Origin of the sequence: Loktanella fryxellensis (assembly GCF_900110065.1) — a bacterium.
In the GTDB taxonomy this organism is placed as follows: domain Bacteria; phylum Pseudomonadota; class Alphaproteobacteria; order Rhodobacterales; family Rhodobacteraceae; genus Loktanella; species Loktanella fryxellensis.
On the sequence record NZ_FOCI01000037.1, the window covers coordinates 1 to 14,112 of the forward strand.

Annotated in this window: 18 protein-coding genes; 10 read left to right on the plus strand and 8 right to left on the minus strand. The window is 60.1% G+C overall.

The features are described from left to right. The coding region (locus BMX16_RS16040; protein WP_177174710.1) for an ATP-binding protein at positions 1-239 on the plus strand (239 nt) is incomplete at its 5' end. 146 nt (positions 240-385) lie between these two features. On the opposite strand, the gene BMX16_RS16045 is transcribed toward BMX16_RS16040, so the two are convergent. Further along, the gene (locus tag BMX16_RS16045; protein WP_089905637.1) at positions 386-1,444 is read right to left on the minus strand and encodes a LacI family DNA-binding transcriptional regulator; all 1,059 of its coding nucleotides are present in this window, start codon (positions 1,442-1,444) and stop codon (positions 386-388) included. A 183-nt stretch (positions 1,445-1,627) separates the two neighbouring features. On the opposite strand from BMX16_RS16045, the gene BMX16_RS16050 reads away from it, so the two are divergent. The 7 genes from BMX16_RS16050 to BMX16_RS16080 all read left to right on the plus strand — a co-directional run bounded on the left by BMX16_RS16050 (position 1,628) and on the right by BMX16_RS16080 (position 8,887). Then, positions 1,628-2,950: an ABC transporter substrate-binding protein gene (locus BMX16_RS16050; protein WP_089905639.1), complete on the plus strand. Its 1,323-nt coding sequence runs from the start codon at positions 1,628-1,630 to the stop codon at positions 2,948-2,950. A gap of 146 nt (positions 2,951-3,096) precedes the next feature. Beyond that, a complete protein-coding gene (locus BMX16_RS16055; RefSeq protein WP_089905641.1) occupies positions 3,097-4,044 on the plus strand; it encodes a carbohydrate ABC transporter permease in 948 nt (315 codons plus the stop codon). Further along, entirely contained in the window at positions 4,041-4,979 is a 939-nt protein-coding gene (locus BMX16_RS16060; protein WP_089905643.1) for a carbohydrate ABC transporter permease, read from the plus strand. Before BMX16_RS16055 ends, BMX16_RS16060 begins: the two co-directional genes overlap by 4 nt. Continuing rightward, complete coding sequence (locus BMX16_RS16065; RefSeq protein ID WP_089905646.1) at positions 4,976-5,164, plus strand: hypothetical protein; 189 nt, start codon at positions 4,976-4,978, stop codon at positions 5,162-5,164. Before BMX16_RS16060 ends, BMX16_RS16065 begins: the two co-directional genes overlap by 4 nt. A gap of 4 nt (positions 5,165-5,168) precedes the next feature. Next, a complete protein-coding gene (locus BMX16_RS16070) occupies positions 5,169-6,266 on the plus strand; it encodes an ABC transporter ATP-binding protein (RefSeq protein WP_089905648.1) in 1,098 nt (365 codons plus the stop codon). Continuing rightward, entirely contained in the window at positions 6,259-7,254 is a 996-nt protein-coding gene (locus BMX16_RS16075; RefSeq protein ID WP_089905650.1) for an ABC transporter ATP-binding protein, read from the plus strand. Before BMX16_RS16070 ends, BMX16_RS16075 begins: the two co-directional genes overlap by 8 nt. 13 nt (positions 7,255-7,267) lie before the next feature. Further along, positions 7,268-8,887, plus strand: coding sequence for a dihydroxyacetone kinase subunit DhaK (locus tag BMX16_RS16080; protein WP_089905652.1), 1,620 nt, complete (start codon positions 7,268-7,270; stop codon positions 8,885-8,887). 61 nt (positions 8,888-8,948) lie between these two features. Here the strand turns inward: BMX16_RS16080 and BMX16_RS16085 are convergent, their stop codons facing one another. The 6 genes from BMX16_RS16085 to BMX16_RS16110 all read right to left on the minus strand — a co-directional run bounded on the left by BMX16_RS16085 (position 8,949) and on the right by BMX16_RS16110 (position 11,124). Then, complete coding sequence (locus BMX16_RS16085; protein ID WP_089905654.1) at positions 8,949-9,602, minus strand: DUF3489 domain-containing protein; 654 nt, start codon at positions 9,600-9,602, stop codon at positions 8,949-8,951. 88 nt (positions 9,603-9,690) lie between these two features. Then, positions 9,691-9,915 carry a hypothetical protein gene (locus tag BMX16_RS16090; RefSeq protein ID WP_089905656.1) on the minus strand — a complete coding sequence of 75 codons (225 nt, stop codon included), beginning with the start codon at positions 9,913-9,915 and terminating at the stop codon, positions 9,691-9,693. A 102-nt stretch (positions 9,916-10,017) separates the two neighbouring features. Next, positions 10,018-10,383: a hypothetical protein gene (locus BMX16_RS16095; RefSeq protein WP_089905657.1), complete on the minus strand. Its 366-nt coding sequence runs from the start codon at positions 10,381-10,383 to the stop codon at positions 10,018-10,020. After that, positions 10,380-10,685 (minus strand): hypothetical protein, encoded by a 306-nt coding sequence (locus BMX16_RS16100; protein WP_089905659.1) that lies wholly within the window; start codon positions 10,683-10,685, stop codon positions 10,380-10,382. The genes BMX16_RS16095 and BMX16_RS16100 overlap by 4 nt, the downstream gene beginning before the upstream one ends. Positions 10,686-10,696: 11 nt before the next feature. Then, the gene (locus BMX16_RS16105; protein WP_089905661.1) at positions 10,697-10,918 is read right to left on the minus strand and encodes a hypothetical protein; all 222 of its coding nucleotides are present in this window, start codon (positions 10,916-10,918) and stop codon (positions 10,697-10,699) included. Between the two features lie 14 nt (positions 10,919-10,932). Then, positions 10,933-11,124, minus strand: coding sequence for a DUF6900 domain-containing protein (locus BMX16_RS16110; RefSeq protein ID WP_089905663.1), 192 nt, complete (start codon positions 11,122-11,124; stop codon positions 10,933-10,935). Positions 11,125-11,231: 107 nt separating this feature from the next. Here BMX16_RS16110 and BMX16_RS16115 point away from each other — a divergent pair, with 107 nt between their 5' ends. Further along, positions 11,232-11,834, plus strand: a complete 603-nt coding sequence (locus tag BMX16_RS16115) for a hypothetical protein (RefSeq protein ID WP_089905665.1) — start codon at positions 11,232-11,234, stop codon at positions 11,832-11,834. Next, positions 11,782-13,686 (plus strand): phage terminase large subunit family protein, encoded by a 1,905-nt coding sequence (locus BMX16_RS16120; RefSeq protein WP_089905667.1) that lies wholly within the window; start codon positions 11,782-11,784, stop codon positions 13,684-13,686. Before BMX16_RS16115 ends, BMX16_RS16120 begins: the two co-directional genes overlap by 53 nt. On the opposite strand, the gene BMX16_RS16125 is transcribed toward BMX16_RS16120, so the two are convergent. After that, the coding region (locus BMX16_RS16125) for an integrase core domain-containing protein (RefSeq protein ID WP_143058075.1) at positions 13,661-14,112 on the minus strand (452 nt) is incomplete at its 5' end. The genes BMX16_RS16120 and BMX16_RS16125 overlap by 26 nt on opposite strands.

Consider the following 14,112-nt stretch of genomic DNA (forward strand, 5'->3'; position numbering starts at 1 on the left):
GGCTCACGGCGACGCAGCGCCGGGATATGATGGAAGTCGTCGAAGAACGGTATGGCCGCGGCTCAACCATGATCACCAGCCAGTTGCCCATCACAGCGTGGCACGACGTCATCGGGGAGCCCACCTTCGCCGACGCCATCCTCGATCGCATCGTCCACAATGCCTACCGTATCGAGCTGGAAGGGCAGTCCATGCGGAAAACCATGGCCAAAATGGATGACGAAATGCCTCAAACCTGATACCCGAATTCCACTGCCTCACGGCAACGCGTCACAGGTGGCCGAATGCGCCGGAACAGGTGGCCGGATGTGATCGGAATAGGTGGCCGGATGTTCCGGAATACGCACCAAACTGGCGCAATTTGGCTGACACATCTTCCGCCAGTTCAAAGATTGCTTTTCAGGATGATCTCAACCCTGATCTTTTCTTGCGATTGCAGCGTCGAGCGTCCGTCTGTCAACGCGCGCAGCTTTCGTATCGCGCTCCGCACCAAGTGACCAGGATCCTGAGCGATGATTGCGTCAAGTGTGCCTTCGACAAGCGCGTCTACCGTGCAAGGCGTCCGCTCGTGCGCAATGATGACGATTTTCTGCGGAAGTGGCACGTTCCAGATTGCAGAAAGTGGGCCGCGCGCCTCTGACGAGAGGATATAGACGCCAGCAATATCGCTTTGGTGCCGAAATGTTTCCAAGACGATGCGGTTGGCGCGGTCCTGCGATCCGTAGGTTTCCAGCGAGGGCAGAGCTGTAAGGTGCGAAAAATCCGAATTGATAACCCAGTCGAAACCCGAACGGCGCTCGAGGCTGTCACGCGACAAAATGCTGTCAGCAATGACGACCAGCTTCCCTGCCTTGCCAGGCAGAAAGCGCCCTATCAGGGTTCCAGCGGTGGCGCCAGCTGCATGGTTGTCGATACCGACCCATTGGTCACCGTCCAGTGTCTGATTGGAGATGAACGGCAAAGCGTGGACACCGCGTTCCTGCAGGCGCTGGATCGCATCACGAACCTGCGGCGTTTCCGGAGCCATGATCGCAACGCCGTCGACGATCTCGGGTGACAGGGCAGCGAGCAACGCTGCGATCTTGAATGGGTCGTTCTGGTCGATGTGGCGAACGGTGGTCGTCACCATGTCTGCCGTGAATGAGGTTTGCGCTTCGTGGATGTGCTTTACGATCTCACCAAGAAACTGGTCGCCCGATTGGGGCAGGACAAAGCCAAACCGGTAGGTCCGGCTCTTGGCCAGATTGGCTGCGGCGAGGTTGCGAACAAAGCCGAGTTCCTCGATCGCGGCATTGACCTTTTCGACGGTCTTCATTTTGACGCCATCGCGGCCGTTCAAGACCCGATCAACGGTTGCCCGGCTGACGCCAGCCACTCTCGCGAGGTCTTTTGTCGTTGGGCGCAGCAGTGTGCTTTCCCCGTGGTATGATGTGGATTTTGACATAGATACAGCGACTTGCCTTAGAGGTTCTCACGACTTGCGTAGCCAAGATCATTTCCTAGTAGCACATTCTGAGACGCGTGCATCAAAATTTTATTGCTTTGAGGCACGTGTCTTAATAACGATTAGTGATCGCCGATTCGACACAGCTCGTGGCGGCGGCATAATCCAGGGAGGAATTTTGAAATGAGATCGAAACTGTTCACCACTGCCAGCGCGGGCGCTTTGCTTGCCGTGACTGTCGCGTCGACCGCTCAGGCCGAAGACCTGACATTATGCTGGGCCGCGTGGGACCCTGCCAACGCTTTGATAGAGCTGAGCAAGGATTTCGAGGCTGCATCCGGCCACAACATGAGCTTCGAGTTCGTGCCGTGGCCCAATTTCGCAGACCGGATGCTGAACGAACTGAACTCGGGCGGGCAGTTGTGCGACCTAATGATTGGTGACAGCCAGTGGATTGGTGGCGGTGCCGAGAACGGCCACTACGTGAAGCTGAATGACTTCTTCGATGCCAACAACATCACGATGGACGACTTCATTCCTGCGACGGTTACCGGCTACGCCGAATGGCCTAAAAACACCCCCAATTACTACGCACTCCCGGCGTTTGGCGACGTTGTCGGGTGGACCTACCGCAAGGACTGGTTCGAGCGCCCTGAACTGCAAGCGGAATTCAAAGAGAAATACGGCCGCGATCTGGGCGTTCCTGCCTCTTTGGAAGAGCTGAAAGACATTGCCGAGTTTTTCCAGGGTCGTGATATCGACGGCACGACGGTTTACGGCGCTGCCATTTATACCGAGCGCGGATCCGAAGGCATCACGATGGGTGTGACCAACGCGCTCTACAACTACGGGTTCCTCTACGAGAACCCCGAAAAGCCTTATGACCTTGAGGGCTTCGTGAATTCGGACGGTGCCGTGGCAGGCCTTGAGTATTACAAGGCGCTCTATGACGTTGGCACGCCTCCGGGATCGTCCAACTGGTACATGGGCGAGAACATCGACGCCTACCGGTCAGGTCAGGTCGCCATGCAGATGAACTTTGCCTTTATCTGGCCGGGCGTCGAGGCGGATGAAAATGTGGGCGGCGGTAAGTCCGGCTATTTCCCGAATCCGGCAGGCCCGGCAGGTCAGTTTGCCCAGCTGGGCGGGCAGGGGATTTCTGTCGTTTCTTATTCAGAAAAGCAGGACGCGGCTCTGGAATACATCCAGTGGTTCGCGCAGCCGGAAATCCAGGCAAAGTGGTGGGAACTGGGCGGGTACTCGGCCCTGAAGGCCGTGGTTGAAGATCCGGACTTTGCCACCAGTCAGCCCTACGCGCAGACCTTCCTCGACTCGATGGCGATCGTGAAGGACTTCTGGGCCGAGCCGGCCTATGCGGATCTTCTGCTTTCCATGCAGGAGCGGGTTCACAACTATGTCGTCGCGGGCGACGGCACCGCCAAAGAAGCGCTCGATGGTCTGGTCCGCGACTGGACCGAGATATTCGAGGACGAAGGCAAGCTCTAGGCCTCACCACGCCGGACCAGGACCTTACCCGCGTCCGACCTTTCATCTCCAGCCGGTTTCCGGATCGGCTGGAGAGCTTGATCTCACATCGCCATTCAAGGTCGACTGCAGAGCACATGTCGCTTCTGCCATGAAGGATTCTTATCGTGACAAACCCTGCCATCGAAGGCGCCGCAAAGAAAACGCCGGATGGCCTTGCGCGCCGCATCCGGGGCCTATCGGATCGCACGATCGCCTGGATCTTCGTTGCGCCCACGATCTTCTTGCTTCTTGCGGTGAACATTTTTCCACTGATCTGGACGATCCGCCTCAGCTTTACCGACTTTCGGGTGAACCGGCCCAATAACGAGGTCGAATGGGTCGGATTGCGCAACTACCAGCGCATCCTGTCAGACCCTGATATCTGGGCCACAATGCAGGCCACCGCCCATTTCCTGATCTGGACCATCATCCTGCAGGTCTTGATCGGCTTCACGCTGGCTTTCCTGATCAACAAGAAATTCAAGGGCAACGATCTTTGGACAACGATCATCGTGTTTCCAATGATGCTGTCGCCGGCGGTCGTCGGAAATTTCTGGACCTTTCTGTACCAGCCGCAGATCGGCCTGTTCAACTATGCAATCGCCTTCTTTACAGGGGCGGATCCGGCCAGCTTCTCGATGATCGGTGACGTGAACCTGGCTCCCTGGGCCATCGTGATCGCCGATACCTGGATGTGGACGCCCTTTGTGATGTTGATCTGCCTCGCCGGGCTGCGATCAATCCCCGATAGCATCTATGAAGCGGCGGAATGCGACCGTGCCAGCAAATGGCGGCAATTCTGGACGATCACGATCCCAATGGCGCTCCCGTTCCTGATGCTCGCGGTGCTGTTCAGGGGCATCGAGAACTTCAAGATGTTCGATCTCGTGGTTCAGCTGACTGGTGGCGGCCCCGGCAACACCACGACACTGACGTCGATAGACCTGAAGCGCGAGGCGTTCGAGCGGTGGCGAACAGGGTATTCCTCGGCCTACGCGGTGATCCTGTTCGTAACCGTCTTCGGCCTTGCCTCGATCTACGTCAAAGCCCTTAACAAGGTGAAAGAAAGATGAGCTTTTCCGTCACAGAACCGTCTCTCCGGACGAAGTGGTTCGCTGGTTTCCTTGTCATTGGCTATGCGATCATCACCTTGATCCCGCTTGTCTGGATCATTGCAACAGGCTTCAAGTCCCCGGCAGATTCCATCGCTTATCCGCCTGTCGTCGTGTTCGAGCCGACGTTGGAGGGCTACGTGAACCTCTTTACGGACCGGACCCGCGCGACCGAGCAAATGCTTGAAGACGCCGGACCGCCGACCACCTGGTATGAGCAGATTGCGCGCGATCGTGGTACGGTCATCTCGGGACCGTCGCGCTATGGCGAACGGTTTCTGAACTCGGTCATCATCGGCTTTGGATCGACAGCACTTTGCATGATCCTCGGCACGATGGCGGCCTATGCCTTCAGCCGGTTCAAGGTGCCTCTGAAGGACGATCTGCTGTTCTTCATCCTGTCGACGCGGATGATGCCCCCGATCGCGGTTGCGATCCCGATCTTCCTGATGTTCCGCAACCTGGGCCTCAACGACACGCATCTGGGGATGATCCTGCTCTATACAGCGGTGAACCTGTCGTTGTCGGTCTGGCTGCTGAAAGGGTTCATCGACGAAATCCCGATCGAATACGAAGAGGCCGCGCTGATCGACGGCTATACGCGGTTTCAAGCCTTCTACAAGGTTGTGCTCCCGCAGGCGGCGACCGGTATTGCCTCAACCGCGATCTTCTGCCTGATCTTTGCGTGGAACGAATACGCTTTCGCTGTGCTGCTGACCTCGGGCAATGCCCAGACCGCGCCGCCGTTCATACCGACCATCATCGGTGTCGCCGGCAAGGATTGGCCCGCTGTCGCCGCAGGCGCCACGATTTTCCTCGTGCCCGTCATGGTCTTCACCATCCTGCTGCGCAAACATCTCTTGCGCGGGATCACATTCGGGGCAGTACGCAAATGAACGGTTTCATCACAGGTTTGCTGGGGTTGCGTCGTGGCCCGTGGGAAATGCTGGCGTCCATCCTGATCGCCCTGGGTGTCGTGATGCTGATGCAGCCCTTTGTCCTCTGGCTCTTCAGTTACTCCTTCATCGTCACACTTGTCGGCACGGTGATGTTCATCATCGTCAGCCACTTCCGGGAGTAAGCCCATGGCACAGATACGTATTGAAAACGTGCGCAAGGATTTCGGGTCTTTCAACGCGGTCAAATCCTCGAGTTTCACCATTGAAGACGGCGAGTTCTTCATGCTGCTTGGCCCCTCGGGCTGTGGTAAGACGACGACGCTGCGGATGATGGCGGGTCTGGAGCTGCCCACGTCAGGCGAGATTTATATCGATGGCGAGGAAGTCGGCCAGAAACCGGCCAGTCAGCGCGACATCGCCTTCGTGTTTCAAATGTTTGCACTCTACCCGCATATGAATGTCGGCAAGAACATCAGCTATCCCCTGCTTAGCCAAGGGATGCCCAATGCGCAGGTCAAGAAGAAGGTGGCCGAGATTGCCGAAATCCTCGGGATCACTGACATCCTGAACCGCCCCGTCGGCGGGCTGTCGGGCGGCGACCGGCAACGCGTGGCGCTTGGACGGGCGATCGTCCGGGAACCAAAGGCGTTTTTCATGGACGAACCGCTGGGTGCGCTCGATGCCGAGTTCCGCGAGCACATGTCCGAGGAGTTGCGTGCGTTGCATGATCGCATGGGTGCCACGACCGTCTATGTAACCCATGATCAGCTTGAGGCGATGCAGATGGGCGACAAGATCGTCGTCATGAACCACGGCGTCGTCGAACAGTTCGGCGTGCCGCAAGACATCTATGATTGGCCCGCAACCAAGTTCGTGGCCCAGTTCATCGGATCGCCTTCCATGAATTTCCTCGATTTCAACGGGACGGTGGGCAAGGGCACGGAAACTGTTGACCTCGGGGGGGCTCGCATCGCTGTGCCACGCCTGCTGGACGGCGAAAGCGGTGCGCTGACTTTAGGCGTGCGGCCGGAACATGTGTATCTGAGCGATGCTGCCGCCTATCGTGGTGAGGTCATTGCCACCGAGTATCTAGGGACCACGCAGATCGTGACTTTGAAAACTCAGCACGGTCAGGTCAAGGTGCGGATGCCATCACATTTGAATGTCCGCAGGGGCGAGCGCACAGGTCTCGATCTCGATGCCCGCACACTCACGCTGTTCAGCGCATCGACCGGCCACGCGCTGCGTTCAGAAGCCAACCTGGAGGTCCTGAACCATGGCTGAGGTCATCCTGAACAATGTCTCAAAACGCTTTGGGCCAGATACCGCGCTGGACGATGTGAACATGACAGTGCCCGATGGATCGTTCGTGGTGCTTCTCGGGCCGACGGGTGCGGGAAAGACGACGACGCTGCGTATGGTTTCGGGGCTTGATGCGCCCGACACGGGCGAGGTTTCGATTGGCGGGCGCACCATGGCCGGCCTGACGCCTGCGCAACGTGACGTGGCGATGGTGTTTCAGCAATACTCGCTCTATCCGCACCTGACGGTGCGGGAAAACCTCGAATTTCCGCTCAAATCTCCGATCTTGCGCACCCCCAAGGCCGAGATTGACCGCAAGGTCGGCGAAGTGGCCGAGGTGCTGCAGATATCGCACAAGCTGGATAACAAGGCGACGGCCCTGTCAGGCGGCGAGATGCAACGAGTGTCGATCGGTCGGGCGCTGGTTCGCAACCCGTCGGTCTACCTGATGGACGAACCGCTCAGTTCGCTTGATGCCAAACTGCGCAGCGATCTGCGGATCGAGCTGAAAAATATCCAGGCCAATCTGGGCGCGACGTTGCTCTATGTCACGCATGACCAGATCGAGGCGATGACCATGGCCACGCATGTCGGCGTACTGGACAAGGGGCGATTGGTTCAATTTGGCACCCCGCGCGAAATCTACGAGGATCCTGTCAGTATCTATGCGGCCAGCCGTTTAGGTCAGCCGCGGATCAATGTTCTGCCTGCCGATGTCTTTGCGGGCGCTCCGCAGGGGGCTGCTTTTATCGGTCTCAGGCCAGAGCAGATCCGACAGGGCGATGGTCAGGAGTGCTTTGTCGAGCGGGTCGAACACCTGGGCGACCAGACACGCCTGCATCTGAAATTCCGCGCCCATGATCTGATCACGGTGACGGATGCCCATACAACCCTGACTCATGGCGACATCGTCAAGATTCAACCCGCCAATCCATTCTATTTTGACGCCATAGGCGCACGGCTTGCGTGAGGAGGACGCCCCAATGACACATTTCATGAATAACAAGGACGACATGGTCACGGATGCCATCGACGGCATCATCGCAGCCTCGGGTGGCATGCTCGCTCGGCTGGATGGATATCCCCATATACGTGTCGTGGTCCGCTCAGATTGGGACAAATCCAGGGTCGCACTGGTCAGCGGTGGCGGGTCGGGTCATGAACCGGCCCACGCCGGATTTGTCGGCGCCGGCATGCTGACAGCGGCCATTTGTGGCGATATCTTTGCGTCACCGTCGGTGGATGCAGTGCTGGCGGGTATTCTGGCCGTCACCGGACCTGCAGGCTGTCTGTTGGTCGTAAAGAATTACACCGGTGATCGTCTGAACTTCGGGCTTGCTGCCGAGCGCGCCCGCGCTTTTGGTCTCAACGTGAGCATGGTCGTGGTCAACGACGACATAGCGTTGCCCGATCTGCCGCAAGCACGAGGTGTCGCGGGGACTCTCTTCGTGCACAAGATCGCCGGGGCTTTGGCCGAACAAGGGGGCGATCTGGACTCCGTTACTGCAGCTGCGGAACACGTGATCAAATCCACCCACAGCATTGGCATGTCGCTTGACACCTGCACCGTGCCGGGGTCCCCCAAAGAAGACCGCATTCCCGCAGGAATGGCCGAACTGGGACTTGGCATTCACGGCGAAGCCGGTGTCGAGCAGATCATTTACGACAATGCCCAAGGGGCAATCGAAGCGGTCGCAAGCAAACTTGAGACAAAGATGTTCAAGGGCCGGTACGTGGCACTGCTGAACAATCTTGGCGGCACGTCGGAGTTGGAGATGTCTGTCCTTGCTGCCGAACTCGTGAAATCACGCATCGGCGACAAGATTGCGTTTCTGATCGGGCCTGCCGCAATGATGACGTCCTTGGCAATGCGGGGCTTTTCAGTCTCCGTGATGGCGGTCGAAGAAGAAGACGCCGCTTTGCTGCAGGTGCCCTGTTCGATGTCCGCTTGGCCTGGCTGCGTAAAGATCGCGCCAGAAACCGTCTTGCCTTTGCCCGACGGTCTGGCTCCGATCAAGGCACTGCCGTCTGCCCATGAGAAAACAAAGGCGTTCCTGATCGGCTGCTGCAATGTCCTGATCGCTGCCGAGGACGATCTGAATGCCCTCGATGCAAAGTCTGGCGATGGCGATACCGGCTCGACGCTGTCAGGTGCCTCGCGGGCATTGCTGGCGGCCATGGACTCACTTCCGCTGGCCGACCACACGCAGCTTTATCGCGCCATCGGACAGGAACTAAGCCAGACGATGGGCGGCTCCTCGGGCGTTTTGCTCGCGATCTTTTTCGCTGCTGCAGGCGACGCGTCTTCTTCCGGTATGCCAATGCGGCAGGCGCTGATGGCCGGGCTGGAGCGCATGCAGGAAATCGGTGGCGCAAAGTCGGGCGATCGGACGATGATCGACGCGCTGATCCCCGCGCTGACCGCTATGGAGGACAGTCTAGGGGCGGCGGCCAAGGCGGCCCGTGAAGGCGCCAACCACACCGCAACACTGACTCGGGCTAACGCTGGCCGGGCGTCTTACATCAACGCTGAACAGCTCCAAGGCCATGTCGATCCGGGTGCCGAGGCCGTGGCACGCCTGTTTGAGCATGTGAGCGCCTGAACGAGCCAAAAACCTGAGGTTTCTATCACCTCCGGAACCATGGCAAAATCAAGCGCTGGCATCAAACTCTCAAGAGCTGCATCTCGCTGTAAAACGACTTTCTGCTTGGCGATCTCGAATCCCAACCGCGGCATTCAACGAACGGCCGCTTTTCTTGCTGCGACGCAGCCAACGGATTCGATCGATCCGATGCCGAATGTGCGAGCGTTAAAGCCAGAGAACGTTCGATTTGGGCTTCATTTTCCGAGGTGATGGTCAAGCCAAGCTTCTTCTTCAGCGCCCCGGACATTGATCCTCTCACGGTATGACTAAGCCAGCCCGTCGCCTCGACGATCTCGGCAATAGTTGCGCCCGCCGGTGCGCGCAGCATGGCGATCAGGGTGTCCTGCTTGGTGCCGGTGCGACGGTGCGGCGGTTCGGTCATGATTTGGGTGGAACTTGCGGGTGTCGGATCGTCGGTGATCCCAAGCGTCGAATAGGCCAGCGGCGTCGCACGCAGGGTGATCGATCCGCGTTCTTCGTCATGCCGCCAGACCGTGTTCAGGTCGGTTGCAGCAACTTCTTCAAGGAGCGCGTGTTTCAGGAGGCTCTTGCACACATTGCCCACGGCTCCGCCCTTCAGCTTGGCCGTAATGGGAAACACCATCCCGTCGACGCGTCCGCAGGCGGTTGAAAGGATGATGGATTGGGTATCAGTCAGCTGGATCTGGGTCATCGTCGTCTCCTTATCGGGGCGCGACAATCGCTGCCCTTCTACGAGGCCAAGCCCGCCAAGCGGCGGGCGTGTCCCGGAAGGGGTGTCCTCACTCGGCGTGTTCGCCCTCGCGAAACGCGCTGTCGGTGATCCGGCGCAGCAGGCTGGCATAATGGTTCAGGGTGCCGACGTTCCCCCAGTGGATCTCGTCGGGGTGGGTCGCAAAGTGGTCGTCGCTCAGGGCCTTCAGGCGTTCCAGCATCGCGTCGATCTGGGATTTGGTGGTCATGAAGGCATCGAGGGCTTTGGCATTGTCGGTCGCAAGGCGGGTCATGTTGCTGGCTCCTTGATTGGGTTGCATCGTCATCATGCAATCAGATTCGCTCTGATCTTCCCGAAAGTGTAGGTAAATCAGAGCCATATGATTGCTTTCGGATCACCCGATCTGGTGGTGGTCGATCAAAGCCGCCTGTTCCGCCTCGTGGCGCTGGGCGGCGTCGGGCGGATCGCGGCGGGCGTTGACCATGGCCACGAACAGCGCACGGGCGACGGCGGCGACCTCGTCGGCACCGGAGCTGGTCAGGTTCGCATTATGGATGGCGATGGCCTCCCCGAGATCGGTCAAGGCGTATAGCGTGGCGAATTCAGCCTCGGACGGGTCGCAGGGGGCGGTGTCGCGGTCATGTTCGGACACGGCAACGCTGCGACAAAAGCGCAGATCGAACCTGATGGCGCATTCGCGGCGGGCAAGCTCGGCGAGGGTTTCGCCTTCAGGCAGGCAGTTGATGGACAGATCGGTCATGCGGGGGTTCCTTCGGGTGCATGTGTCTCGGGATCGAGTTCAGCCCAAGCCCCGTCCTGCCATCCATAAAGGTGGCAGAACTGGCGCGTCGGGCGCGGCAGGATTGGCGGGGCGCGGGGGCTCTCGAAGGCCTCGATCTCGTCGGCTGTGACCTGCCGGATCTCAATGGCGGCGAGGATATCTTCCGGCTCCCAGCGCTCCAGCGCAGGCAGCATGTGGCTGGGGTAGCCGTCGTAGTGGACGTAGATCTGCGCCCATTCTCCGGGCCCGATCTCGATGGCGATCTGCGCGCGCGTGCTCATGTGGCCCTGCGTCAGATCAGTTGCAGGTCGGCCAGCACGACGCTGGCGGCAGCCAGCTGTGCTGTCGGCAGTTCGATCTTGAGGTGCGAGAAGAGGTCCGAGCAGTCGGCCTTGATCCCTGCGTCGCGGAGCGCGGCCTCGATGACCTCGGCCACGACAGTCGGGCGCGAGCGGTCGAAATGGTCGGGCAGCGTGTCGACGTCGATGCGGATGGTTGTGGTGGCCATGGTCATGTCGCGGCCCTCCTTCAGCGCTTGGTCGCGGCGGCGAAGCCAGCGGTATAAGCAGCTTCGAGCGCGGCGCGGATCGCCCAGACAGCGACATCGTGGAAATCGAGCCCATCGCTGTTGCGGGTTTCCAGCGTCTCGATGTTGGGAAAATGCTTCCGCGCAATCTCCAGCAGGAGGGCGTCTGAGGCGGGTTTGGTCCTGGTGGTCATGGCGTTTGCTCCGGTTCGGGTGGGTCGTTACAAGATCACGTTCGCTCTCATCCGGATGCTTATCAACGGAATAAGCCTATGTTTTGGAATGATAATCGGAGCATTTGATGCAGGGCATGAGCGAGCGTCAGTACGCCGCGCATGTCGGCCTGTCGCGCGGCGCGATCCAGAAAGCCAAGGACACCGGGCGGCTGGTTCAGCACGCCGATGGGTCGATTGATGTCCTCGCATCAGACGCGCGGCGGGCTGCGATGACCGACCCCGCAAAGCAGCGCGGGTCAAAGGCGGTGGCAGCACCCGCCACGCCGAAGCTGAAGCCTGTGCCGGATACCGCGCTGTCGGCCGTGGGTGAGACGCTTCGCGACGAAGGATTGCCCGCCCCGGTCAGCGGCGGTGGCACCACCTTTCTGCAGGCGAGGACCGCCAACGAGGTGCTGAAGGCGCAGGAGCGCAAGCTGAAGCTCGCCCAATTGAAGGGCGAGTTGATCGACCGCAATCGCGCGGTGGGGGTGGTGTTCCGACTGGCGCGGGAGGAGCGCGATGCCTGGGTGACCTGGCCCGCGCGGGCGGCGGCGCTGATGGCATCGGAACTGGGGGTGATGATCGCGGATCACGGAAGTCTGGAGCCCGCCATGATGCAGAAGGTTCTGGAAGCCCATGTCCGCGCCCAACTCGAAAGCCTCGCCGAGGTCCGCATCGACCTTCGCTGATGCCATTGACGGACCTTCGGCCTTTGATGGTGCCGAAGACCTGCTGCGGTCCTGGGGCTTGGGCATCCGGCCCGATGCCGATCTGACGGTGTCGCAATGGGCCGATGCGCACCGGATGCTGGGGTCGCGCGCGAGCGCCGAGCCGGGACGCTACCGCACGTCGCGCACGCCCTACATGCGCGAAATCATGGATGCGCTTTCGCCTAGCTCGGCTGTCCAGCGCATCGTGTTCATGAAAGCGGCACAGGTTGGCGCGACCGAGGCCGGGAACAACTGGATCGGGTTTGCGATCCACCAGGTGCCGGGCCCGATGCTGGCGGTGCAGCCGACCGTGGAACTGGCCAAGCGCAATTCGCGCCAGCGGATCGACCCGCTGATCGAGGAAAGTGCTGCTCTGCGCGAACGGGTCAAACCGGCGCGCTCGCGCGATGCCGGCAACACGATGCTGTCGAAGGAATTCGCGGGCGGCATCCTCATCATGACGGGCGCGAACTCAGCGGTCGGGCTGCGCTCGACTCCGGCGCGTTACATCTTTCTCGACGAGGTCGATGCCTATCCGGCCTCTGCGGATGAGGAGGGCGATCCGGTCAGCCTTGCCGAGGCCCGGTCGCTGACCTTCGCCCACCGGCGCAAGGTGTTTCTGGTCTCGACGCCGACGATCCGGGGCCTGAGCCGGATCGAGCGCGAATACGATGCCAGCGATCAGCGCCGGTTCTTCGTGCCGTGCCCGCATTGCCACCAGTTTCAGTGGCTGAAGTTCGAGCGGCTGCGCTGGGAAAAGGCGCGGCCAGAGGCTGCGGAATATCACTGCGAGGGCTGCGAGCGTGCCATCGCGGAACACCACAAGACGGCGATGCTGGAAGCAGGCGAATGGCGCGCGACCTCCATAGCCGCGGATCCCGGCACCGTCGGCTATCACCTCTCGGCGCTTTATTCGCCGATCGGCTGGCTCAGCTGGGAGCGGATCGTGCGGGCATGGGAGGCGGCACAAGGCTCGGATGAAGCGATCCGGGCGTTCAAGAACACCATCCTTGGCGAAACATGGGTCGAAACCGGGGAAGCACCAGACTGGTCGCGACTGTATGACCGGCGTGAAGCGTGGAAGCCGGGCATCGTTCCGGCAGGCGGGCTATTCCTGACCGCCGGGGCCGATGTCCAGAAGGACCGGATCGAGGTGGATGTCTGGGCCTGGGGCAGGGGCGGGACAAGCTGGCTGGTCGATCACATCGTCATCGAAGGGGGCCCAGATCATCAGGGCGCGTGGGCAGAACTAACCAAGCTGCTGGACCGGACATGGACCCATCAGAACGGCGCGCGTCTGCGGCTGGCCAAACTCGCCGTCGACACTGGCTATGAGGCTCCGGCCGTTTACGCCTGGTCGCGGCGGCAGGGAGTGGCGCAGGTTGCCCCGGTCAAGGGTGTCGAAGGGTTCAATCGTTCCAGCCCAGTTTCGGGGCCCACTTACGTTGATGTGACCGACGCGGGCAAACGCCTGCGCCGGGGCGCGCGGCTCTGGACGGTAGCGGTATCCACCTTCAAGGCGGAAACCTACCGCCACCTTGGCCTGCCACGCCCGACCAAAGAGGAACTGGCCGAGGGGGTGCAGTATCCGCCCGGCACGGTGCATCTGCCGGATTGGGTTGAAAGCGAATGGCTGAAGCAGTTGGTTGCCGAGGAATTGGTCACCGTGCGCACCAAGCGCGGCTTCGCCCGGCTTGAATGGCAGAAGCTGCGCGAGCGCAACGAGGCGCTGGACTGCCGTGTCTACGCCCGCCGGAACGTGTCAACGACTTTGAGACAGTGGCGATTGAACTTTAAGCTTGGTTTTACTCCGTTTGCTTTGGTGGGTTGATCCAGACAGCCGTTGGGATGTGAGGCGGTTTGGGTGGTTTGCGGACGAAGCGCTCGGGCGTGTTGAGGAATGCAGTATCGAGGGTTTCCTGGCGTGCAGCATAGATAGCCTTGGCCTGTCCGAAGTGGATCTGATCGGGGGTCATTAACCCGATACCGGCGTGATGATGCTCTTCGTTGTACCAAGTAAAGAACCGGCGGCAGAAGGCGTGTGCCTCGTCGATCGTTTCAAACCGCTTAGGAAATTCCGGTTGATACTTCAGCGTCTTGAAGTGAGCTTCAGAGAACGGGTTGTCATTTGAGGTGTGTGGCCGACTATGGGATTTGAGCACGCCGAGATCGGCCAGCATAAGGGCGGTTGTTTTCGCTTTCATTGGTCCACCGCGATCGGCGTGTAACGTAAGCTGATCGCGTGGCACAGCATGTT

Excerpts from the sequence above, each read along its gene's own strand:
- BMX16_RS16085 (WP_089905654.1), bottom strand. The coding sequence starts at position 9,602 with ATGACCCAGATCCAGCTGACTGATACCCAATCCATCATCCTTTCAACC.
- BMX16_RS16050 (WP_089905639.1), top strand. The coding sequence starts at position 1,628 with ATGAGATCGAAACTGTTCACCACTGCCAGCGCGGGCGCTTTGCTTGCC.
- BMX16_RS16100 (WP_089905659.1), bottom strand. The coding sequence starts at position 10,685 with ATGAGCACGCGCGCGCAGATCGCCATCGAGATCGGGCCCGGAGAATGG.
- BMX16_RS16090 (WP_089905656.1), bottom strand. The coding sequence starts at position 9,915 with ATGACCCGCCTTGCGACCGACAATGCCAAAGCCCTCGATGCCTTCATG.
- BMX16_RS16120 (WP_089905667.1), top strand. The coding sequence starts at position 11,782 with ATGTCCGCGCCCAACTCGAAAGCCTCGCCGAGGTCCGCATCGACCTTC.
- BMX16_RS16095 (WP_089905657.1), bottom strand. The coding sequence starts at position 10,383 with ATGACCGATCTGTCCATCAACTGCCTGCCTGAAGGCGAAACCCTCGCC.
- BMX16_RS16065 (WP_089905646.1), top strand. The coding sequence starts at position 4,976 with ATGAACGGTTTCATCACAGGTTTGCTGGGGTTGCGTCGTGGCCCGTGG.
- BMX16_RS16110 (WP_089905663.1), bottom strand. The coding sequence starts at position 11,124 with ATGACCACCAGGACCAAACCCGCCTCAGACGCCCTCCTGCTGGAGATT.
- BMX16_RS16070 (WP_089905648.1), top strand. The coding sequence starts at position 5,169 with ATGGCACAGATACGTATTGAAAACGTGCGCAAGGATTTCGGGTCTTTC.
- BMX16_RS16060 (WP_089905643.1), top strand. The coding sequence starts at position 4,041 with ATGAGCTTTTCCGTCACAGAACCGTCTCTCCGGACGAAGTGGTTCGCT.
- BMX16_RS16080 (WP_089905652.1), top strand. The coding sequence starts at position 7,268 with ATGACACATTTCATGAATAACAAGGACGACATGGTCACGGATGCCATC.
- BMX16_RS16105 (WP_089905661.1), bottom strand. The coding sequence starts at position 10,918 with ATGACCATGGCCACCACAACCATCCGCATCGACGTCGACACGCTGCCC.
- BMX16_RS16115 (WP_089905665.1), top strand. The coding sequence starts at position 11,232 with ATGCAGGGCATGAGCGAGCGTCAGTACGCCGCGCATGTCGGCCTGTCG.
- BMX16_RS16045 (WP_089905637.1), bottom strand. The coding sequence starts at position 1,444 with ATGTCAAAATCCACATCATACCACGGGGAAAGCACACTGCTGCGCCCA.
- BMX16_RS16075 (WP_089905650.1), top strand. The coding sequence starts at position 6,259 with ATGGCTGAGGTCATCCTGAACAATGTCTCAAAACGCTTTGGGCCAGAT.